Origin of the sequence: Comamonas sp. MYb396 (assembly GCF_037479555.1) — a bacterium.
Taxonomy (GTDB): domain Bacteria; phylum Pseudomonadota; class Gammaproteobacteria; order Burkholderiales; family Burkholderiaceae_C; genus Comamonas.
This window is the reverse complement of the sequence record NZ_JBBGYU010000002.1, coordinates 597,710-617,464: the sequence shown is the minus strand read 5'-3', so window position 1 is coordinate 617,464 and position 19,755 is coordinate 597,710. Positions and strand designations below refer to the sequence as shown.

Annotated in this window: 18 protein-coding genes; 5 read left to right on the top strand and 13 right to left on the bottom strand. The window is 65.1% G+C overall.

Going from position 1 to position 19,755, the window contains the following annotated elements; genetic code table 11:
* Positions 1-37: 37 nt before the first annotated feature.
* From WH265_RS06950 to rpoH, 7 genes are all read right to left on the bottom strand, one after another.
* Positions 38-490, bottom strand: coding sequence for a gamma-glutamylcyclotransferase family protein (locus WH265_RS06950; RefSeq protein WP_339557772.1), 453 nt, complete (start codon positions 488-490; stop codon positions 38-40).
* A gap of 22 nt (positions 491-512) precedes the next feature.
* Entirely contained in the window at positions 513-1,436 is a 924-nt protein-coding gene (locus WH265_RS06945; RefSeq protein ID WP_339534407.1) for a DUF6999 family protein, read from the bottom strand.
* Positions 1,433-3,376 (bottom strand): iron-containing redox enzyme family protein, encoded by a 1,944-nt coding sequence (locus WH265_RS06940; protein ID WP_339557771.1) that lies wholly within the window; start codon positions 3,374-3,376, stop codon positions 1,433-1,435. The genes WH265_RS06945 and WH265_RS06940 overlap by 4 nt, the downstream gene beginning before the upstream one ends.
* A gap of 6 nt (positions 3,377-3,382) precedes the next feature.
* A complete protein-coding gene (locus tag WH265_RS06935; RefSeq protein ID WP_445228071.1) occupies positions 3,383-4,246 on the bottom strand; it encodes a fatty acid desaturase in 864 nt (287 codons plus the stop codon).
* A 103-nt stretch (positions 4,247-4,349) separates the two neighbouring features.
* Positions 4,350-5,114: a sterol desaturase family protein gene (locus WH265_RS06930; RefSeq protein ID WP_339557770.1), complete on the bottom strand. Its 765-nt coding sequence runs from the start codon at positions 5,112-5,114 to the stop codon at positions 4,350-4,352.
* Complete coding sequence (locus tag WH265_RS06925; RefSeq protein WP_182345104.1) at positions 5,111-6,082, bottom strand: Bug family tripartite tricarboxylate transporter substrate binding protein; 972 nt, start codon at positions 6,080-6,082, stop codon at positions 5,111-5,113. Before WH265_RS06925 ends, WH265_RS06930 begins: the two co-directional genes overlap by 4 nt.
* A gap of 172 nt (positions 6,083-6,254) precedes the next feature.
* The gene (rpoH, locus tag WH265_RS06920) at positions 6,255-7,232 is read right to left on the bottom strand and encodes an RNA polymerase sigma factor RpoH (RefSeq protein ID WP_052329887.1); all 978 of its coding nucleotides are present in this window, start codon (positions 7,230-7,232) and stop codon (positions 6,255-6,257) included.
* Positions 7,233-7,568: 336 nt separating this feature from the next.
* On the opposite strand from rpoH, the gene cutA reads away from it, so the two are divergent.
* Positions 7,569-7,931, top strand: coding sequence for a divalent cation tolerance protein CutA (gene cutA, locus WH265_RS06915; protein WP_339557769.1), 363 nt, complete (start codon positions 7,569-7,571; stop codon positions 7,929-7,931).
* A 26-nt stretch (positions 7,932-7,957) separates the two neighbouring features.
* On the opposite strand, the gene WH265_RS06910 is transcribed toward cutA, so the two are convergent.
* The 3 genes from WH265_RS06910 to ftsY all read right to left on the bottom strand — a co-directional run bounded on the left by WH265_RS06910 (position 7,958) and on the right by ftsY (position 13,425).
* On the bottom strand, positions 7,958-8,737 hold the full coding sequence (locus tag WH265_RS06910) for a DeoR/GlpR family DNA-binding transcription regulator (RefSeq protein WP_339557768.1): 780 nt from the start codon (positions 8,735-8,737) through the stop codon (positions 7,958-7,960).
* A 147-nt stretch (positions 8,738-8,884) separates the two neighbouring features.
* Positions 8,885-12,055 carry a metallophosphoesterase family protein gene (locus tag WH265_RS06905; protein WP_339557767.1) on the bottom strand — a complete coding sequence of 1,057 codons (3,171 nt, stop codon included), beginning with the start codon at positions 12,053-12,055 and terminating at the stop codon, positions 8,885-8,887.
* Positions 12,056-12,210: 155 nt separating this feature from the next.
* A complete protein-coding gene (gene ftsY, locus WH265_RS06900; RefSeq protein WP_339557766.1) occupies positions 12,211-13,425 on the bottom strand; it encodes a signal recognition particle-docking protein FtsY in 1,215 nt (404 codons plus the stop codon).
* Between the two features lie 28 nt (positions 13,426-13,453).
* On the opposite strand from ftsY, the gene WH265_RS06895 reads away from it, so the two are divergent.
* The 4 genes from WH265_RS06895 (at position 13,454) to coaD (ending at position 17,660) form a co-directional block, all read left to right on the top strand.
* Positions 13,454-14,899, top strand: a complete 1,446-nt coding sequence (locus WH265_RS06895; RefSeq protein WP_339557765.1) for a M16 family metallopeptidase — start codon at positions 13,454-13,456, stop codon at positions 14,897-14,899.
* Positions 14,900-15,001: 102 nt separating this feature from the next.
* On the top strand, positions 15,002-16,345 hold the full coding sequence (locus WH265_RS06890) for a M16 family metallopeptidase (RefSeq protein ID WP_339557764.1): 1,344 nt from the start codon (positions 15,002-15,004) through the stop codon (positions 16,343-16,345).
* Positions 16,345-17,058 (top strand): 16S rRNA (guanine(966)-N(2))-methyltransferase RsmD, encoded by a 714-nt coding sequence (rsmD, locus tag WH265_RS06885; RefSeq protein ID WP_339534419.1) that lies wholly within the window; start codon positions 16,345-16,347, stop codon positions 17,056-17,058. The genes WH265_RS06890 and rsmD overlap by 1 nt, the downstream gene beginning before the upstream one ends.
* A gap of 104 nt (positions 17,059-17,162) precedes the next feature.
* On the top strand, positions 17,163-17,660 hold the full coding sequence (gene coaD / locus WH265_RS06880) for a pantetheine-phosphate adenylyltransferase (RefSeq protein WP_339557763.1): 498 nt from the start codon (positions 17,163-17,165) through the stop codon (positions 17,658-17,660).
* Between the two features lie 17 nt (positions 17,661-17,677).
* Here the strand turns inward: coaD and WH265_RS06875 are convergent, their stop codons facing one another.
* The 3 genes from WH265_RS06875 to WH265_RS06865 all read right to left on the bottom strand — a co-directional run bounded on the left by WH265_RS06875 (position 17,678) and on the right by WH265_RS06865 (position 19,731).
* Positions 17,678-18,802: a zinc-binding metallopeptidase family protein gene (locus tag WH265_RS06875; RefSeq protein ID WP_021026247.1), complete on the bottom strand. Its 1,125-nt coding sequence runs from the start codon at positions 18,800-18,802 to the stop codon at positions 17,678-17,680.
* 128 nt (positions 18,803-18,930) lie between these two features.
* Positions 18,931-19,251 carry a BON domain-containing protein gene (locus WH265_RS06870; RefSeq protein ID WP_021026246.1) on the bottom strand — a complete coding sequence of 107 codons (321 nt, stop codon included), beginning with the start codon at positions 19,249-19,251 and terminating at the stop codon, positions 18,931-18,933.
* Positions 19,252-19,344: 93 nt separating this feature from the next.
* Complete coding sequence (locus WH265_RS06865; protein ID WP_021026245.1) at positions 19,345-19,731, bottom strand: hypothetical protein; 387 nt, start codon at positions 19,729-19,731, stop codon at positions 19,345-19,347.
* Positions 19,732-19,755: the final 24 nt, after the last annotated feature.

The following is a 19,755-nucleotide window of genomic DNA, read 5'->3' as shown; positions in this document are numbered from 1 at the left end:
TATTGAGGCTAAAAGCCGTATCGGGGTGATCGCGTCCCTACTCTGCAATCCAGGCCAACCAGTCCTGCGCGCTGATCTGCGTGCGGCCTTGCAAGGCCGGGGGAAGGGCCTCATACACGAGTGCCTCCAGCGGCTGCTGGCCGCCGCCGACCAGCTCCACATCCAGCGTCAGCACGCGCTTGGTGTACTCGCCCACATCCTGGGGCCAGATGCCTTCGATGCGGTCCATCGCCTGCTCCAGCGCATCGCTCAAGGGGTAGACCTCGGCGAGCACCAGGCCGCTGCCCTGCAACTGCAGGCCCGGGTACCAGCCCAGGTCAAACAAGGTGCCGGTCAGCAAGCTGCGGCCCAGGCAGCCGATGCCAGGCTGCAGCCGGGCAATGTCGTTGACGCCGCCGGCACGCAAGGTGCCATAGACGGCGACATGGCGCGCGCCGCAGGGGTGCCAGGGCGGGTTGCGGATGGGGTGTTCTGGGCGTGGCGTCTGCATCGAAGGCTTTAAGGGAAATGGATCAGCTGGCCTGCGCAGGCCGGCCGGCTGCCTGCCGGGTCTTGGCGATTTCGCGGCTGGGCAGTGGGGTCTCGCCGGTCGCCATGCGCATCAGCAGGCAGTGCAGCATCTCGGTGGACAGGCCATGCAGCACCAGGCGGTGGCCGGCGCGCAGGGTGGACAGGGGTACGAGCGGGTGCTTGTTGTTGAGCATCACCAGGTGCTCGGGCGAGGACAGGATCTTGGCCGCGTAGATGGCAACGGTTTCGTCCAGCTGCAGCGAATTGCTGGCGCGCCAGAAATCGTTGTCGGTCAGCAGCAGCTGGTAGACCGGCGTGTAGACCTCGATGGCGCTTTGTAGATCGAGAATGTTCAGCCGGCCATGGGGCATCGCGGCCAGCTGCAGCGGCGGGTCGCAGAGCATGCCAAAGTCGGGCTCGGCCACCGGGCCCATGTGCTGGCCGTGGCTGCGCAGCGTGGTGTTGAGCCGGATGACAAAGTTGAACAGGTTCAGGTCGTGCTTGAGGAACAGCTCGTCCTTGATGTCATCGATCTCCATCGGTGCCAGCGGCTTGGTGGGCACGGGGGTGGGCGCATTGGCGCCGATAAAGCTCAGGATCTGCGAGCCCAGGTGAAAGTGGCGCATGATGAGCCAGTTCGCCTCGGGGGAGACAAAGCGGTTCATGCTGAAGGCCAGCGTGCGGTGCAGCAGCTTGGAATGCGCCCAGCGCTTGGGCAGCAGCACCTTGAGGATCTGGATCAGGATGATGCTCAGCCGCGCGAGTGGCCGGATGAAGGGCAGCAGAAACTGGCGCGAGCGGCTGCTCGAATCCTTGAGCCAGGCTGCCTTGACATGGTCGGGCAGCGGCGTGCTGTCGTCCAGGTAGAGCGCCAGCCAGGGGTTGGGGTCGCGCTCGTCGTGGGGAATGTCGCGGAAATCGGTCATCGTGCGCGCTCCGTGGCCGTGGCATCCAGAATATGCCGGAACTGCATCAGGTAGAGCGCAGAGGTATGGCGTGCGGTCGCGGCAATCGCTGCTGCGGCGGTGCCGGTCTCGTCCAGCGCCATCACCATCTGCACGGCCAGCAGCCAGCGCTCCAGATGGTCTTCGTCATTGGCGCCGTGGTATTCCAAGAAGCGGAAGCAGTCCGGGCCCAGCGCCAGATGCTGGCGCAGCAGCGGCAGCAGGCTGGGAACGATGCGCTGGCCCGTGCCTTCGATGATGTAGATGGCGCCCAGGAGGCCAATCGGGTTGGGGGTGGCTGCCAGGCTGTGCAGGTAGCTGTTGAGCGCCTCGCCACCCGGGTTGCGGCGCAGCTGCTGGATATCGGTTTGTGTGCCCCCGGCATTCAAGTAGTCCTGGTGCAGGATCTTGAAGTCGTTCTGCTCTTCGCTGGCGTGCACGCCCATCAGCGCGGCCAGCTCGGCATAGGCCCCTGTGAGCGAGGCGGCACCTTCGCGCATCCACAGGCTGCCTTCGCGCACCTGGGGCACCCACTGGCTCATCCAGCGCACATAGTCGGCCTGCTGGATCTGGCCGCTGTGGATGCGGTGGACCAGCGGCGTGCGCCAGACCTGGGAGCGGTAGTCATGCCAGATGCTGGCCAGCTCGGTCAGCAACGGCGCCAGGCCTGCCGGGGCGGCGGCAGGGTCATGGGGTGGGGCGATCAGCGCGCTCTCGGCAGCGGCTGCGGCCTGGGGTGCGCGCTGGGCCGGGGTACTGGCGCTGGTGGCAGACGTGCCGGCAGGCGCGCTGCGCTCCACCTCCAGCAGCATATAGCCGGCGGTAAAGCGGCCGGACTCGGGCACAAAGCACAGCATCGTGTCGCCGGGCTGGAGGCGCGCATGCTGGGTCTGCAAATACTCGGCGATCATCACAAAAATGGAGGCCGCGCCGGTATTGCCGCGCCAGGCCAGGTTGCTCCACCAGCGCTCGCGCGGGATCGACAGTTGCGCCTTGTTCAGCAGCTCATCGACCACGGGGATGAATTTCTCGGACGAGTAGTGGCAGAGAAAGTGGTCAATGCCGCGCTCGGGCAGCCAGCCCTGGTGGGCGATGCGGGCGTACTCGTGGATGCAGACATCAAAGAGGTGCGGCAGCAGGCGGATGTCCTGGCGCAGGGACAGCGCGCCAGCCGCCTCGGCCTCGGCCCAGGAGGGGAAATCGAGGTGGCTGCGCTGGCGGTCATGCGTCAGGCCCAGCTGCATGCACACGGGGTAGTCGCCGGCAAAGCTGCGCTGGTGGGTCCAGCGCAGTTTGAGGCGCAGATCGGGGCGCTGGGGCAGGGCGGCGCCCTGGCCCAGCAGCACGGCGCCGGCGCCATCGCTCAGCATCCAGCGCAAAAAATGCGCATCGAAATCGGTGTTGTAGTCCTGGCCCGCGTAGCGCGAGCGCTTGAACAGGCGCGAGGGCATCTCGCTGGCCACCGCCAGCGCATGGCCGTGCGTGCCGTGCTCCACCGCCAGCGCCGCGCTTTGCAGCGCGCCCACACTGGCCGCGCAGACGCCATGCACGCTGAGCAGCTCCATCGGCGGTGCGGCCATCTCGCCCTGGATCATGCTGGCAAAGCCGGGCATCAGCGCGTCGCCGCCTGATGAACCGCTGGCCAGAAAGCCGATATCGGCCAGCGGCCGTGCGGCCTGCGCCAGGGCCGCCTCGATGGCGCCCTTGGCCATTTGCGCATTGCTGTAGCTGGTGCTGCCATCAGGCGCAATCGCGTAGTGGCGCTGCTGGATACCGTTTTCCGCGAGGATGCGGCGCTTGATGCGTTCGGACAGCCGGTTGAGCGGCGCGACATAGGCATCCATGCCGTCGTTGGCGATGGGGGCGCCGGGCATGAAGTGACCGGCGGATTCGATATAGACCTGCGAATAAGCGACTGGCATAGATGACTACTTTTTCTCCATGGGCGGCATCAGCGACCGGCTGCGGGCCGATCGGCAAACCATCCCTCCAACAAAGACCCGTGCCATATACGGCAGCAGGCCTGCCTCATTGAGCACCGGGTGGACCCGGTGTCGGTATTCATCGGCATGCAAGCGGGTCAACGCGGACCAGTGGGCATGCGGACATTCATGGTGGGCGGTGTGCAGGCCAATATTAAAGAGCAGCGGGTTGACCCAGCCTTCAAAATTGCGTGCGTAGTTCAGCATGCCACCGTCGGTATCGTTTTTGGACTTTGGGGGCTTGCGGCCATCGGCATGGGCGTGTTGCAGGTAGTTGGTGGCCAGCAGCCAATGCAGGCCGTGGAGCTGGGGCAGGATGACAAAGACCAGCGCTTTCTTCCAGTCCAGCGCCAGCAGCGCCGCCCAGCTGCCCAGCCACAGCGCGTACTGGCCCATGCAGTAGCGAAAGGCGCCGGGCTGGCGCAGGCGCAGCCCCGCCAGCCAGCGGATGAACAGCGGGTACAGCACCCAGGCCGCCTGCAGCGGGTGGAGCAGGTAGCCCCAGAGGTGGTTGCTGTCACCGCCAAAACGGTAGGTGCGGGCGATATCCTGCTCGCCATGCTTGTAGCGGTGGTGGTTGGCCACATGGGCGGGCCAGAACACAAAGGTGGGGTGGCCCTGCAGCAGGGTCAGCGCATAGTCGGTGGCGCGGTTGGCCCAGCGGCTGCGGGGCCCCGTCCACATGCGCAGATGGGTGTGGTTGTGGTGGATGACGCCGATACCCAAGGTCAGAAACAGCTCGACCAGGTAGAGCCACCAGACCAGGCCATGCTGCCACTGCCAGGCGGCGATCAGCGGCAGCGCCAGCATGTAGAGCAGTGATTGCCAGTCACGCCAGTGGCGCAGCCGGGGCAGTGTGCGGGAGGCGGTGGCGGGCAGGGGTGGGCTGTCGTCGCGGGTCATGCCAACCGGGTCAAGCAGCGGGGCGGCCTGGGGCCGGGCGTGGGGGGCGCGGGGGCAGCGGGTCTGCTTCGCTGCGCATCAGGCGGTCCATAAAGGCCAGTGCAAAGCCGTAGTTGCCGGCCGGCCGGGCATGGTGCAGGTGGTGGCGGCGGCTGGCGGCCAGCGGGTGGCGGGGCCCTACGCGCGGGAAAAAATCGTAATTGGCATGGCCCACGGCGTTCAGGAAGATGCTGAACACCGGCACCGAGGCCAGCGACCAGAAGGCAAAGTCATGCAGCACCATCGGCAGCAGGATCACATTGCCCAGCATCATCGCCTCGATGGGGTGGAAGCTGTAGGTCGACCAGGGCGTGACGACGACCGAGCGGTGGTGGTCGCCATGGAAGCGCTTGAACCAGCGCGTATGCAGCAGGCGGTGGTTGATCCAGAAATGCACGTCATTCCAGATCAGCAGCACCCAGATCTCGATGGCGATCTGCCAGCCGCTGGGCGCCACGGCGAAATGCGCCCAGCCCAGCTGCACAAAGCCCCAGGGCACGACCATGCCCAGGCCAAACACGAGGATGGAATAAAAAGACTGGCGCCACTCGCGCCGCAGCTGGTCGGGCTTGAGCGGCCGGGTATCGAGCACCCGGCCGATGCCGCGCTTTTGCAAAAAGCCGGTGAGCGCCGTCATGCCCAGTCCCCCGATCAGGTACAGCGCGCTGAAGAACACGAGGCCCCAGGCCATGACCTGCCAGGCGCTGAGATCGGTGAAGACTTGGGCGGCCGTCATTGCGCGCGGATGTTCTGCTCTTTGATGATGGCGCCCAGCGCCTTCACATCGGCATCAATGCGGTTCTTCAGACCTTCGGGCGAGCTGCCCACGGCCTGCCAGCCCTGCAGGGCGAGCTTTTGGCGCATCTCGGGGCTGCGCACGATCTCGCCGACGGCGGCGGCGAGCTTGTCGACATGGGCCTTGGGCATGGCCTTGGGGGCGGCCACGGCGTTCCAGATTTCCATATCGTAGTTGGCAATGCCCAGCTCCTTGAGGCTGGGCAGGCCGGGGGCCAGCGGGCTGCGGGCGGCCGAGCTCACGCCAATGCCGCGCAGCTTGCCGGCCTGGATCTGGTTCATCGCCAGCGCCGGTGGCAGCATCGAGAGCTGTAGATCGCCGCCCTGGATGCCGTTGAATACCTGCGGGTAGCCGGGGTAGGGGATGTGCTCGGGCTTGATCTTGGCGCGGCTCTTGAGCAGCTCCATGCCCAGGTGGCCGATGGTGCCCACGCCGGGCGAGCCATAGCTCCAGCTGCTGCCCGCCTGGCTGGCTGCCTCAAAAAAGGCCTTGCCTTCGGGCGCCTTGGCCGGCGCCACCAGCACCAGCGGGGCCACGCCAATCAGGCCGACCGGCTGCAGATCGGTCAGCGGGTCGTAGCGGATCGCGGGGTTGAGCAGCTTGGCAATCGTCATATTGCCGTTGATCATCACGCTGAAGGTGTAGCCGTCGGTGGCGCGCGCCACGTATTCGGCGGCGATGTTGCCGCCAGCCCCAACCTTGTTCTCGACGATGATGGGTTGGCCCAGGGCCTTTTCCAGCGGCTCGGCCAGCGCGCGGGCGGTCAGGTCAGGTGAGGATCCCGCCGGAAAGCCCACGATCAGGTGCAGGGGTTTGCTCGGCCAGTTGTCCGCAGCCAGGGCGCCGGTGCTGGCGAGGGTGGCCAAGGTGGCTGCCACCAGGCAGCGGCGGGACAGGGAAAAATGCATAAAAGCTCCAGATTCGCATGGCTGCCCGCATGGGTGGAGGTTTATCCGTCTGTACGTCCGCCGGGCTCATACGGGCCATAAAAAAGCGCACAGGCCAGAAGGCATGTGCGCTTTGATTATCGCCAATTGCGATGCGGGTGTGTGCTGCGATAGCAGATCGTTGCAATACGGCTTAAGCGTACTCGGCCAAGGCCTTGCGCATTTTCTTCATGGCCGCAGATTCGATCTGGCGAATCCGCTCGGCGCTGACGCCATACACCGCAGCCAGATCATGCAAGGTCATGCCGCCCGAGCCATCGTCGTTCACCTTGAGCCAGCGCTCTTCCACAATGTGGCGGCTGCGCTCGTCCAGGGTAGCCAGCGCTTCCTGAATGCCATCGGTGGCCAGGTAGTCGCGCTGGCGCGACTCGATCATGGCCGTTGGCTCATGCGATGCATCGGCCAGATAAGCGATCGGGCCATAGGCCTGCTCGCCGTCATCGGAGGGGCTCGGATCGAGCAGCACATCGCCGCCCGACAAGCGGGTTTCCATCTCGATCACATCTTCGCGCTTGACATTCAGGTGCGCGGCCATTGCGTCGATTTCGCTCTCGGAGAGCGTCTCGCGCTGCATCGCGCCGTCTTCCATGCCCGCTTCGGCCTTGAAGCCCTGCTTCATCGAGCGCAGGTTGAAGAACAGCTTGCGCTGGCTCTTGGTGGTGGCCACCTTGACCATGCGCCAGTTCTTCAGGATGTATTCGTGGATCTCGGCCTTGATCCAGTGCATGGCGTAGCTGACCAGGCGCACGCCCTGGTCCGGGTCAAAGCGCTTGACGGCCTTCATCAGACCGACATTGCCTTCCTGGATCAGATCGCCATGCGGCAGGCCGTAGCCCATGTACTGGCGGGCGATGGATACCACCAGGCGCAGGTGCGAGAGCACCAGACGGCCGGCGGCCTCGACATCACCGTTTTCCTTGAGTTTTTTCGCATAGCCCAGCTCTTCCTCGGGGGTGAGCATCGGGATGCGGTTGACCGCAGTGATGTACGCGTCCAGATTGCCCAGGGGTGGTACCAACGACCATGGGTTTGCAGGAGCCAATGCGGTAGAAATGGTGGCGGCTCCAGAATGAGTTGTCACGCTAGAAGTCCTTTCGTCTATGCGATACATAGTAACACCGGTAGGAGTCCCTTGATGCTGTGGGAGTTCCCATGCTGCGGTGCAGTAATCTCGGGTTTAAGTTTCAACTAAGAATGGCGGGGATTGGCGCCGATAAAGAATAGCTTGCTCCTGATTTTGATGCTATTCACATTTCTTTATCGTGGCCATAGCGGCTGGCAGGGCGCTGTCTGACACCTCTTTCCGCTTTCAGGGCAGTTGGAGTGGGAAGTCTGTGGATAAGTTCCGTGCAGGGAACTAAAAAATCTGGATATATTCTCAGTGTTTTTACGCTGTAGAGCAGCCTTTGAACTGCAGCGTGTTTGATAAAAATCATGGAGTTGAATGATGCATCCCTTGGCCATGAACCCCGGCCCCGCCGGCCACTACCTGGTGGCATGGGCGAGCACGACGGTAGACAGTGAGGCGGCGGCCCATGCGCTGGCCCAGGCGGGCGTGCAGGCCCGCTTGGCGGCCTGCGCCCAGGTCGAGAAAATCCATTCGCACTACTGGTGGGACGGTCAGTTGCAGCAGGCCGATGAATGGCGCATTACCTGGAAGACCACGCCCCCCAGTCTGCTGGCCTTGCAGCGTTTGCTGCTGCCGCTGCACCCCTATGCGCTGCCGCAGTGGCTATGGGGAGAGAGCGCGGCCAGCCCCGCCTATGCGGCCTGGGTCGCGGCGGAAGTGGGCGCTGCGCTGCAGGTGTGAAGGGCTACGGCGTCTGGTCAGCCCGATCACACGGGCAGCACAGCCACGCCCTGGGCGCCGAGCGCTGCCAAGGCCTCGGTGTTGGCGGGGTGGGCATTGGTGATCAGGGTCTGCTGGGCGGGTGGGCAGGCGACGGCGTAGCGGCTGCGCAGCCCTATCTTGCTGTAGTCGGCCAGCACCAGCATGGACGAAGACTGCTCGGCCATGGCGCTGGCCAGGCTGGCCTCATGCTCGTTGCCAAAGGTCACGCCATCCTCGGCGCTAATGCCCACCGGCGAGAGCAGGGTGACATCGGCGCGGTAGCGGCGGATCTCGTTGAGGGTGACCTCGCCATAGGTGCAGGGGATCTCGGGGTTGGTATCGCCGCCCAGCAGCACCACGCGCATGCGGTTGGCCGTGCCAGCGGGCGCCTGGGTGCCAGCGAGCTTGAGGGCGACGGTGATGGAGTTGGTGACCACGACCAGGCGGCTGATCAGGCTGAGCTCTTCGGCCAGGATGGCGGTGGTGGTGCCGGCATCGATAAACACCATCTGGCCCGGTTGCAGGCGTTTGACCGCTGCCTTGGCGATGGCGCGCTTCTCGGCCACGCGCAGCGCCTGGCGTTGCACAAAAGGGGGCTCATCCTGCGTGACGCGGGCGACGCCGCCGTGCACGCGCCGCACCAGGCCCATGGATTCGAGCGCCAGCAAATCCTGGCGTACCGTTTCGCGGGAGACCTGCATGTCCTGGATGAGTCGGTCGGTGCTGAGCCGGTCGATCGAGGCGAGCAGCGACTGGATGCGGACAAAGCGGTCTTCTTGCAGCATGGATGCGTTTCCTTCAAGGGCAGGCCGGCAGCGCGGCCTGCGCTATTTTGCAGTAACGGCCTTGACGGCCGTGTGTAATCAAAAAGGCCCTCTGCAAGACCCATGCCCAAGGGCAGAAGGTGGTGCAGAGGGCCCGGAGGCTGCCAATCAGCGTTGACGACGCGCGAGCGCAGCGCCTGCCATCAGCAGCATCGACACCAGCAGCAGGGCCAGCGGCTGGTTGGTGGGCACGGGCGTTGCCGCTTGCGATGGCGGCACCACTACATCGGCAGGCACGGCGACCAGCACCGGATCGACGATGGCGCCGTTGACCAGGCCGTCTTCGTCGAGCGGGCCGCCGTCGGTCACGGTGTAGCGCACCACGCCGCCGGCCATGCTGGCGCCGGCGATCTCGCTGACCTGGCGCTTGCCGTCAGCTGCGGTGTGCACCTTCATGACGCGGCTGTTGGCGGGCAGGCCGGCGGGCACCTCCAGCCGGACCTGGGCGCTGAAGCCTTCATGGGCGCAGCCCGAGAGTGTGAAGGACAGCAGACCGGTGGCGGCTTTCAGGCCGGCGGGCAGCAGGCCCGCAGGCACGGCGCTGACGCTGGCGTTGGACTGGTCGCAGCGGGTGGCGGCCTGGATGTTCAGGGCCATCGCGGGCAGGTTGCCGCCGGGCGTGGGCAGCTGGGTGTCGATCAGGTCTTGCACCGGTGGCTCGGGTTCAGGCGCAGGGTTGCCCAGCTCGAAGGAGCCGGTGGCGCTCCAGTCGGACCAGTTCAGGTGCGTATCGCGCACCCTCACCCGCCAGTACCAGCGCTCATCCTGGCCCAGCTGCAGCACCTGCGGAGCCTGGCCCTGGAAAGGGTCCCAGGCCGAGCCCTTGCTGCCATCGGCCTTGGCCAGCTGCGCATAGCACTGGCGGCCGCCCTGGCGCTCAGCGCCGCTGTCACCGTCTTCATCCCACTTGTAGCCGCAGCTCCAGCGGTCACGCAGGCTGTTGCCGCCGGCAATGATGGCGCTGGTCAGCTTGCCGCGTGCCGTGCCCGCATCCACATTCGGGTAGACGCGCTTGGGGTTGGCCAGCAGCTGGCCCAGCGGCAAGGTCGCAATATCGGCATCCTTTTGTGTGTTGACGCGCACACCGTTCAGGTAGGTCCAGTTCTCGCTGCGGGTGTCGTTGCCCCAGACGTCGTAGACCGGTTGGCCGGCGGCAAACTGCGGGTCCTTGGAGACCTGCCATTGCGCCTCATAGAGCGCCGGGCCTGCGCCTGTGCGGTAGGCCAGCTGCAGACTGGTTGGATCGACCTGGCCAAGCTTGGCCTGGACCAGCTCGGGCTTGAGGGACCAGGCCTGGCTGGTGATCGCGATGCTGTCGTCTGGCGTGCTGCTGGTGTTGGAGCCGCTCAGGTCGTAGCGCTTCCAGGTCAGGGCGGGGGTGGCGCTGCCAAAGCTGGCTTCCAAGGTGCCGTAGCCAAAGCTGAGCTTGGTGTTGGCGATGACGTCCAGGTCGCTGTCGTCGTCTTGCTTGGCGCCTTCCAGTGTGCCGCTGCCCGAGGCCACATTCAGCCAGAGGTGGCGGCTGTTCATCGAATTGCCGCGCTCATAGAAGTGCACATGGCCGTTCAAGTTGGCGGTGATGGCGCCGGTCGTGCGGCCATAGTCTTCCATCTGGGAGATGAAGTCGCAGGTGGCCATGACCTCGCCCTGGCGCCATTTCTCGCTCAGGCAAGGGTGGTGGTTGAGCAGCACCATATAGGGCTTCTTGTCCACACGGGTCTGGGCCATCAGGCCGGTAAACCAGTTCAGGTGCTCTTGCATGTAGTCGGCGCGGAAGAGGCCCCGGCCGTTGTCATAGCCGGTCCAGCCGCCGGTGTTGTGCATGGCCGAGGCGGGGTTGAAATCGCTGCCGACGATGCGCATGCCCAGGTAGTCCAGCTGGTACCAGTGCAGCGGGTGTTTTTCCGAGCCATTGGCGGGCATGCGGTTGAAGTACTTGCGGTAGGTCTTGGCCCAGCTTTTCTCGCTGCCGGCGCTGGCCTGCTCGCCGCCAAAGTACTCGTGGTTGCCGGGCGAGGGGATCAGCGGCACATAGGCCGTGATGGCGGCGAGCGGGCCGAAGAACTGGTCTTTCCAGTTGCTGCGTGTACCGCCCGAACCAACCAGGTCGCCGGGCACCATGAAGCCGGCCAGATTCTGTGCGCACTGGGCAGCAGAGCCCGCGCAGTCGTTGTTGATCACGCCCTGGGTGATGTTCTTGAGGCGGTTGGCCAGGCCATCCTGGGTGTCCGAGACCACGGCGAACTTGGCGGCAGTGACGCCATCGCCCTCGCGTGGCCAGGTCTTGAACTGAAAGGGGCCAGCCAGCTTGGGCGCTGCGCTGGTGCCGGTGACCACCGCGTACTCATAGAGCGTGTTCGATTGCAGGCCGGCGATATCGGCAAAGAAGATGCTGCTGTCGGCAAAGTCACCCACCGGGTTGATGGCGGGCGCCAAGGTGTAAGGCCCCGTGCTGCCGGCCAGGCGCCACCAGATGGTGGGGGCCGACTCGCTGGTCTCCAGCATCACGGCCATGTGGTCGGGGCCGGGGTTTTGCAAGGTCGGGCCCACGGTCAGCGCCGGTGCATTGGCGGTGCTGGGCAGCTTGGCGGGGTCAAAGGGCTTGACTGGTTCGCTGCTGGTTTGCGTCAGCACCACGTCATCGAGGCCCCAGTACCAGTTGTTGTCGGTGTTCAGGTAGCTAAAGCGCAGGCTGACTTTTTTGGCGCCGGCCGGGGCACTGAAGGCCAGGCTCTCAGTCTGGTTCAGGCGCGAGGCACTGGTCTCATGCAGCAGGGTCTGGACGCTGCTGTCATCAAAGACGGCCTCGACCTTGATGCTTTCCTTCTTGGTACCACCCATCTGGAAATGGTTGAGAAAGCCCAGCGCGTAGCTGCCGCCGCCCAGCACCGCAATGCTGGGGCTTTCCATCACGGTGTTGAAGAACAGACCGCTGGTGGGCCGCAGGCCGTCGGATTCGGCCACCGCGATCTTGCCGCTGGCCTTGGTCAGCTTGGCGCGCTCCCCGCCCGAGACCTGGGCGGTCCAGTAAGTGGGCGTGACAAACTTCCAGCCCAGCCAGGGCAGTTTGGCGGCGCTGGAGCGGCCACTGGTGGCCACCGTCTCGGCGTTCTCCAGGCGCAGCGTCCAGCCGGCCGGGCCTGTCGTGCCCAGGCCGGCAGGTGCGTCTGCGCCAGCCGCGTCAAAGTTCTCGCTAAAGACCACCGTTTGGGCCAGGGCCAGTCCGCTGACTGCCCAGAGCCCGGCGGCACACAGCTGCCGCAAGCTTGCTATTTTCATGAAACCTCCTGCCGTCAAGGCCGATGTGGTGAATGCATGTTTTCACCAGGAAGTGCAAAAAATAACAAGATTGCATGAAACTACAATGACGCGAGCGCAAAAAAAGCCCTGCGCCAGAGGGCAGGGCTTGGACCTGCGACGGGGCTGCTGGGCGATCAGGCGAGCAGCGCCTGGGCAAACTCCTTGGCGCTGAAGGTTTCCAGGTCTTCGACCTTTTCACCGACCCCGATGAAGTACACGGGGATCGGGCGCTCCTGCGCGATGGCCGCCAGCACGCCGCCCTTGGCCGTGCCGTCGAGCTTGGTGACGATGAGACCCGTCAGCTGCAGCGCATCGTCAAAGGCACGCACCTGGTTGAGCGCGTTCTGGCCGGTGTTGCCATCGATCACCAGCAGCACCTCGTGCGGCGCGCTGCCATCGGCCTTGGTGACGACGCGCTTGATTTTCTTGAGCTCTTCCATCAGGTGCAGCTGGGTCGGCAGGCGCCCGGCAGTATCCACCAGCACGACATCCTTGCCCCGGGCCTTGCCGGCGGTCACGGCATCAAAGCTGACGGCCGCGGGGTCGCCGCCTTCCTGGCTGATGATCTCGACGGTGTTGCGGGTGGCCCAGACGCCCAGCTGCTCACGCGCCGCAGCGCGGAAGGTGTCGGCCGCCGCCAGCAGCACGCTCTGGCCGGCATCGGCCAGGTGCTTGGTCAGCTTGCCGATCGAGGTGGTCTTGCCAGCGCCATTGACACCGGCCACCATGATGACGGTGGGGCTGTGCTCGCCAATGACCAGCGGTTTCTCCAGTGGCGCGAGCAGATCGGCCAGCGCGCTGGCGAGCAGCTCTTTCACGGCAGCGGGGTCGGTGGTCTTGCTGTCCTTGACGCGCTGCTTGAGGTCATCGAGCAGATGCTGCGTGGCCTTGACGCCGGTATCGGCCATCAAGAGCGCCTCTTCGAGCTCTTCGTAGAGCTGCTCGTCGATCTTGGTGCCGGTGAAGACCGTCGCAATGCTGGAGCCGGTTTTGCGCAAACCGCTCTTCAAGCGGTTCATCCAGCTGTCGCGGCTGCCTGCGGGCTCGGGTGCTATAGTGATAGGAGCTACCGGCGCCTGCGGGGCTTGTGTAACTGGGTTTTTCGTGACCGTTTCTGCAGCCGTGGGCGCCGGGGCTGCGGCCTTGCCACCCATGCCCAGGCCACGCAGCCAGCCCGTCTTGGCGGGCTCTGCGGCCACAGGGGGGATCGGGGTCACCGGCGCGCTGGGCACCTGGGGTGCGGGCGGCGGGACATCAGCCGCTGGAGCGGGCGCAGGCGCTGGCTCGGCGGCGGAAGGGCTGGGGGCTGCGTCGGCAGCGGGAGATTTTTTCTTGAAAAAACTGAACATTGTGCGCTACGTAGAATCAGCCTATTTTATGAAACGTTCCACCATTTTGCTGGCCTTGATGGCCTCCCTGGGCGCTGGGGCTTCTCCAGCCTGGGCTGCATCGCCTGTGCCCACCACTGCCATCGCCTCCAATTCTGCTGGTGCCCAGCAGTTCCAACTGTCCAATGGCATGGGTCTGATCGTACAGCCTGACAAGCGCGCGCCCACGGCGGTGCACATGGTCTGGGTGCGCGTGGGCTCGATGGACGAGGTCGACGGCCGCTCGGGCCTGGCCCATGCGCTCGAGCACATGATGTTCAAGGGTACGGCCACTGTGGCGCCCGGCGATTTCTCGCGCAAGGTCGCAGCGCTCGGCGGTCAGGACAATGCCTTTACCAACCGCGACTACACCGGCTACTACCAGCAGATTCCGTCGGGCAAGCTCGAAGAGGTGATGCGCCTGGAGTCGGACCGCTTTGCCAACAACCAGTGGCCCGACAGCGAGTTCAAGAAAGAGATCGAGGTCATCAAGGAAGAGCGGCGCATGCGCACCGATGACAACCCGCGCGCCAGCCTGATGGAGCAGCTCAATGCCGCAACCTGGCAGGCCTCGCCCTACCACCGCCCGGTGATTGGCTGGATGGGCGACCTCGACTCCATGCACCCCGATGATGCCCGCACCTTCCACAAGGCCTGGTATGTGCCGGAGAACGCCGTGGTGGTGGTCGCTGGCGATGTGGATGTGGACAAGGTGCGCGCGCTGGCCGAGAAATACTACGGCAGCATTCCAGCGCGTGCCTTGCCGGAGCGCAAGCCCCGGCCCGAGCCGCTGCAAAAGGGCGAGCGCCGGCTCGACTACAAAGCGCCTGCCGAGCAGGCCTATGTGGTGATGAGCTTCAAGGTGCCCGACCTGCGCAACCTGGTAGAGCCCAAGGACAGCGACAAGGATGCGATGGCGCTGTTGATGCTGGGGTCTGTCCTCAGTGGCTATGACGGCGCGCGCCTGGACCGCCAGCTGACCCAGGGCCCCGGCCGCGTGGCCGATGCCACCTTCAGCGGTGCCAGCGTGGTCAACCGGGGGCCATCGACCTTCTTGTTGGGCGGCGTGCCCTCGCAAGGCAAGACCGCCAAGGAGGTCGAGGCGGCCTTGCGTGCCGAGGTGGCGCGCGTGGCCAAGGAAGGCGTGGGCGAGGCCGAACTGGAGCGGGTGCGCACCCAGTGGCAGGCCTCTACCGTCTATGAGCGTGACTCGGTCTTTGGCCAGGCCAATGACCTGGGCTCCAACTGGGTGCTGGGCTTGCCGCTCGATGCCAACGACAAGCTGCTGGCGCTGATGAAAACGGTGACGGCCGCGCAGGTGCAGTCGGTGGCTGCGCGCTATTTTGGCGATGACCAGATGACGGTGGCGACCCTGGTACCCCAGCCGCTGACCGATGCCGACCGCGCCGCGCAAAAGCGCAGCGGTGCCGCGACCAAGGACGGGGCGGTGCACTGACCACCACCTCGCGGCGGATGCGCGGCTTGGCGCACCCGCCAACGATTGTTTTTACCAGGGCCTGCCGCAGATGGCAGCGGGCCCTGGCTAGCAGAGATACCCATGCGAACCTCTTTTTGCAAAACACTGGTCGGCGGCGCAGCCGCCTTGCTGGCCTCCCATTCGGCCTGGGCCTTGCTGCCCATCGAGCATTGGACCCAGGACAGCGGCGCCCAGGTCTGGCTGGTCAACAGCCCCACGATCCCGATGGTGGATGTGCAGCTGAACTTTGATGCCGGCAGCCGGCGCGATCCGGCAGACCAGGCAGGCCTGGCGAGCGCCGCGGCCATGATGGCCTCCAAGGGCGTCAAGGCCCGGGCCGGCGCGCCTGCGCTCGACGAGAACGCCGTTGGCGAAGCCTGGGCCGATCTGGGTGCCAGCTTTGGCGCCGGCGCCAGCAGCGATGCGCTGACCTTTTCGTTGCGCTCGCTGACCGATAGCAGCCTGCTGGGCCGCGCCGCTGACCTGGCGGCACGCCAGATGGCCCAGCCCAGCTATGACGACGCTGTCTGGCAGCGCGAGCGCGAGCGCTGGAATGCCGCGATCAAGGAGGGCAATACGCGCCCAGCGGTGGTAGCGGGCCGCGCCTTCAACCAGGCCGTGTTTGGCAGCCACCCTTACGGACAGCGTGCCACGGAAGAAACCCTGGCCCGGATCAGCCCGGCGGTGATGCAGCAGTACCTGTCGCGCTCGGTCGATGCCTGCCGCGCCAAGGTGACGCTGGTGGGCGCGCTGGACAAGGCCCAGGCCGATGCGCTGGTCAAGCGCCTGCTGGCCCAGGTACCGGCCACGCCCAAGGCGCAGTGCGCGGCGCCAGCCCAGGTGCCGGCCGTGCAGCCGCTGGCCAAGGCCGATGACATCCAGATCGCATTTGACTCGGCCCAGGCCCAGGTGCTGCTGGGCCAGCCCGGCATCCCCCGCGCCGACCCGGATTTTCTGGCGGTGCTGGTGGGCAACCATATTCTGGGCGGCGGCGGATTCGCGTCGCGCCTGATGGAAGAGGTGCGTGAAAAGCGCGGCCTGGTGTATGGCGTGTACTCGTCGTTCAACCCGGGGCTGGATGCGGGCGCGTTCCAGATCGGTTTGCAGACCCGGCCTGACCAGGCAGCCGAGGCACTCAAGGTGACGCGCGAGGTGCTGAGCGATTTCATCGCCAAGGGCCCCACCGCCGAGGAGCTGCGCGATGCCAAGGACAACCTGATTGGCGGCTTTGCGCTGCGCGTGGACAGCAACGCCAAACTCTTGGGCAATGTGACCAATATCGCCTGGAATGGCCTGCCGCTCGATTACCTGGACCACTGGACGGACCGGGTCGAAGCCCTCAGCGCTGACGATGTGCGCAAGGCCATGGCGCGCATGGTGCAGCCCGACAAGCAAGTGACCGTGGTCTTGGGAGCAAAACCATAATGGGACGCAGTGCCATCAAAAGCGAGGGCGCGTTGCGCGCCCTGGTGCAAAAAGCAGCCGCTGCGGCCGAGGCCGTGCCTGACGCGGCGCCCGCCCGCAAGCGCGGCACGACCGGCAACACCGGCAATGCCGCCCGCGTGGCAGCGTCCGCTGCCGGCGAGATCCGCATCATTGGCGGCCAGTGGCGCCGCACCAAGCTGGCGGTGCTGACCCGCCCCGATCTGCGGCCCACGCCCGACCGCGTGCGCGAGACCTTGTTCAACTGGCTGGGCCAGGACCTGGCCGGCTGGCGCTGCCTGGATGCCTTTGCCGGCACCGGCGCGCTGGGGCTGGAGGCCGCATCGCGCAACGCAACCCAGGTGCGCATGGTCGAGTCCGATGTGCAACTGGCCGCGCAGATCAAGCAGCTGGCGCAGAAGCTGGGCGCTACGCAGGTGGAGGTGAGCCGGGGCGATGCGCTGGCTGCGCTGCAGGCCTACACCGCGCACTGGGACCTGGTCTTTCTGGACCCGCCGTTCTCCGGCCAGCTGTTTGTGCCAGCGCTCAAGGCGGCGCAGGCGGCGGTGACGGCGCAGGGCTTCATCTACCTCGAAGCCCCCGAAGCCTGGAGCGACGAGGCCCTGGCCGAGCTGGGCCTGGTGCGCCACCGCTACCTGAAGGCGGGCGCCGTGCATGCGCATTTGCTGAAGAAGGCTGAGGCCGCAGCCGACTGAACGGGAATGCCTGCCCGCTGGAGGGGTGGTGGCAGAAATGGTTTATGCTGCGCTGCAATGCGCCAGGAGACTGGCCCAACGATGATGCTTTGCAGGAGACAGACATGACACTGGCCATCTACCCAGGCACCTTTGATCCCATGACCCTGGGCCACGAAGACGTGGTGCGCAGGGCTTACCAGCTGTTTGGCAATGTGATTGTGGCCGTGGCCGAAGGCCACCACAAAAAGACCATGTTCTCGCTCAAGGAGCGCATGGACATGGCGCGCGAAGCGGTCAAGCACTACCCCAGCGTGCGGGTCGAGAGCTATTCGGGCCTGCTGCGTGATTTTGTTGTCGCGCAAGGCGGCAATGCGATTGTGCGTGGCCTGCGTGCGGTCACCGACTTTGACTACGAGTTCCAGCTCGCTGGCATGAACCGCTCGCTGATGCCCGATGTGGAAGCGGTGTTCCTGACGCCCAGCACCCGCTACCAGTTCATCAGCAGCACCTTTGTGCGCGAGATCGCGATGCTCAGCGGCGAGGTCGACAAGTTTGTCTCGCCCTATGTCACGCAGGAGCTGCAGCGCAAGGTGGCGCAGCGCCGGGCCGAAGAGGCCTGATGTCGGCGCGCAGCCGCTCAGTGCTGGTGCATCACCGGTGGGCGGCCACTCTCGAGCGGGTGGGGCCGCCGCACAATGTCGTGTACATAGCGCAGCTTTTGCAGCGCTCCGGCCGATAGCGCAAATGGGTAGGCATCCTGCTGGCCCAAACTGCGGTTGAGGCTGTTGAGCAGCAAGGTCACCGGCACCCACTGCGCGACCATGTCTTCAAAGCGCGGAGGCGGCCGGACAAAGGGGTCGCTGATGGTGACCGAGGGGCGGCCTTCGGCCATCGTCAGATCGGTTTGGTAGCTGGCTGCGGTTTCCAGCATGTCGACCATGTGCAGGTAGTGGGCCCAGGATTCGGCCCAGTCTTCCCAGGGGTGCGCGCTCGCATAGGCGCTGACGAATTGCGCACTCCACTGCGAGTAACCCGGCGGGTTGGCATAGTAGTCCTGCAGCGCCTGCGCATAGCTTTGGCGCTCATCGCCAAAGAGCTGGCGAAAGCTGTCGAGCTCGCCGCCGTCGCGCACCAGCTTGTCCCAGAAGAAATGGCCCGACTCATGGCGCAGATGGCCCAGCAAGGTGCGGTAGGGCTCGTGCAGGGCCACGCGGCGGCGCACGCGCTCGTCATCGTCGGCCTCTGCGATGTTGATGGTGATGAGCCCATCGGCATGGCCGGTGATCACCGGCTGGTCGGGCACATCGGCGAGGAACTGGTAGTGGGGCGTCCAGCTCGGCTGATCGGGGTGCAGCCCCAGGCGCGCCAACGTAACGTAGAGGCGCCGCTTGGCGCTCTCCAGCTTTTGCCAGCGCAAGGTGTTGCCCGCGACCGAGAGATCGGGCAGCACCAGTGTCTGGCGGCAAGAGCTGCAAAGGTGGTTGGACTCGCCGGCCGGAATCGCAAAATTGCAGGCCTGGTACTGGTCGCGGTTGGCGCACATGCGGTAGCGCTGGCTGCTGTAGGTCGCCTTGGAGGGAATGCGTTGCCACAAGGGGGCTGGCTCGCCGGCCGCAGGTGCTGTACCGTCCGCCTTCACTGCTGCCATGGCCCCGACGTCGTCGCAGTCGGGCAGGTAGGCGAGCGTGGCGCCGCAATTGACGCAGTGCACGCTCTCAAAAAAAACCAGGTGACCGCATTGGTCGCAGTGGAAAAGACGCATCAATCAAGCTTAACGCATCGCTGCGCAATTGACCATGGCTCCCAGGTCGGACGAGGCCTGCTTTCAGGGACGAAAAAAAACCAGCTGGCATGCACCAGCTGGTTTTTGGTGAGCCAGGCTCGCGCAGCTTATTGCTTGACGATCAGGCTGTTGCGCACTTCGGTCACGCCCTTGACGCCGCGAGCGATCTGACCGGCACGGTCCTTTTCCATTTGCGACTTGGCAAAACCGGACAGCTGAACAATGCCGCCGTCCATGGTCTTGACATTGATGGAGCTGGCCGAGGTGTCCTTGTCTTCAGCCAGCTTGGCCTTGACAGCGGTGGTCACAGCGGAGCCATCGATGTATTCACCCACGGTTTCTTGCTTGCGAGCCACGGAGCAGCCAGTGGCCATCACCAGGGTTGCACCAGCAAAAGCAGCGATAGCGATAGTACGGGAGAGTTTCATTTTTGTTTCCTCGCAAAGTGTTGTTAGGGTGCTTGAAAATCGATCGGCATCTGCACCGCACTTATCCGTTGTATGCCGATAGATACTTGAAAATCAGTCGCGACGGCGGGTTGCCATGATGACCAGGGTTGCCAAGGCGGCACCTGCTGCCATCGCAATCGCCATCGACTTGCCCGGTTGGTCGGAGACGTACTCGTTGGCACGCTCCTGGGCACGGTAGAACTGCTCACGGGCACGGTGCGAAGAGTCAGCCGCCAGGCCAATGCCACGCTCAGCCCAGTCCTGTGCACGGGAGGCAATGTGATCGATGGAATGGTTCTTTTCATGGCCGTATTCATCGATGGCACGCTCGGCCTTGTTGGCCGCGGACTTCACGGCACGGCGCGTGTGGCCCACCGCCTTTTCAGCGCCATCGAGCACGTCGTTGGCGGTGTCTTCCACTTTGTCCACAGCGTCCTTGGCAATTTTTTCGGTATCCATGAAATAGCCTCTTTCTATGATGTT

Bases quoted from the DNA above. Each gene is read 5' to 3' on its own strand.
- WH265_RS06950 (WP_339557772.1), bottom strand. From the start codon at position 490: ATGCAGACGCCACGCCCAGAACACCCCATCCGCAACCCGCCCTGGCAC.
- WH265_RS06945 (WP_339534407.1), bottom strand. From the start codon at position 1,436: ATGACCGATTTCCGCGACATTCCCCACGACGAGCGCGACCCCAACCCC.
- WH265_RS06940 (WP_339557771.1), bottom strand. From the start codon at position 3,376: ATGCCAGTCGCTTATTCGCAGGTCTATATCGAATCCGCCGGTCACTTC.
- WH265_RS06935 (WP_445228071.1), bottom strand. From the start codon at position 4,246: ATGCTGGCGCTGCCGCTGATCGCCGCCTGGCAGTGGCAGCATGGCCTG.
- WH265_RS06930 (WP_339557770.1), bottom strand. From the start codon at position 5,114: ATGACGGCCGCCCAAGTCTTCACCGATCTCAGCGCCTGGCAGGTCATG.
- WH265_RS06925 (WP_182345104.1), bottom strand. From the start codon at position 6,082: ATGCATTTTTCCCTGTCCCGCCGCTGCCTGGTGGCAGCCACCTTGGCC.
- rpoH (WP_052329887.1), bottom strand. From the start codon at position 7,232: ATGTATCGCATAGACGAAAGGACTTCTAGCGTGACAACTCATTCTGGA.
- cutA (WP_339557769.1), top strand. From the start codon at position 7,569: ATGCATCCCTTGGCCATGAACCCCGGCCCCGCCGGCCACTACCTGGTG.
- WH265_RS06910 (WP_339557768.1), bottom strand. From the start codon at position 8,737: ATGCTGCAAGAAGACCGCTTTGTCCGCATCCAGTCGCTGCTCGCCTCG.
- WH265_RS06905 (WP_339557767.1), bottom strand. From the start codon at position 12,055: ATGAAAATAGCAAGCTTGCGGCAGCTGTGTGCCGCCGGGCTCTGGGCA.
- ftsY (WP_339557766.1), bottom strand. From the start codon at position 13,425: ATGTTCAGTTTTTTCAAGAAAAAATCTCCCGCTGCCGACGCAGCCCCC.
- WH265_RS06895 (WP_339557765.1), top strand. From the start codon at position 13,454: ATGAAACGTTCCACCATTTTGCTGGCCTTGATGGCCTCCCTGGGCGCT.
- WH265_RS06890 (WP_339557764.1), top strand. From the start codon at position 15,002: ATGCGAACCTCTTTTTGCAAAACACTGGTCGGCGGCGCAGCCGCCTTG.
- rsmD (WP_339534419.1), top strand. From the start codon at position 16,345: ATGGGACGCAGTGCCATCAAAAGCGAGGGCGCGTTGCGCGCCCTGGTG.
- coaD (WP_339557763.1), top strand. From the start codon at position 17,163: ATGACACTGGCCATCTACCCAGGCACCTTTGATCCCATGACCCTGGGC.
- WH265_RS06875 (WP_021026247.1), bottom strand. From the start codon at position 18,802: ATGCGTCTTTTCCACTGCGACCAATGCGGTCACCTGGTTTTTTTTGAG.
- WH265_RS06870 (WP_021026246.1), bottom strand. From the start codon at position 19,251: ATGAAACTCTCCCGTACTATCGCTATCGCTGCTTTTGCTGGTGCAACC.
- WH265_RS06865 (WP_021026245.1), bottom strand. From the start codon at position 19,731: ATGGATACCGAAAAAATTGCCAAGGACGCTGTGGACAAAGTGGAAGAC.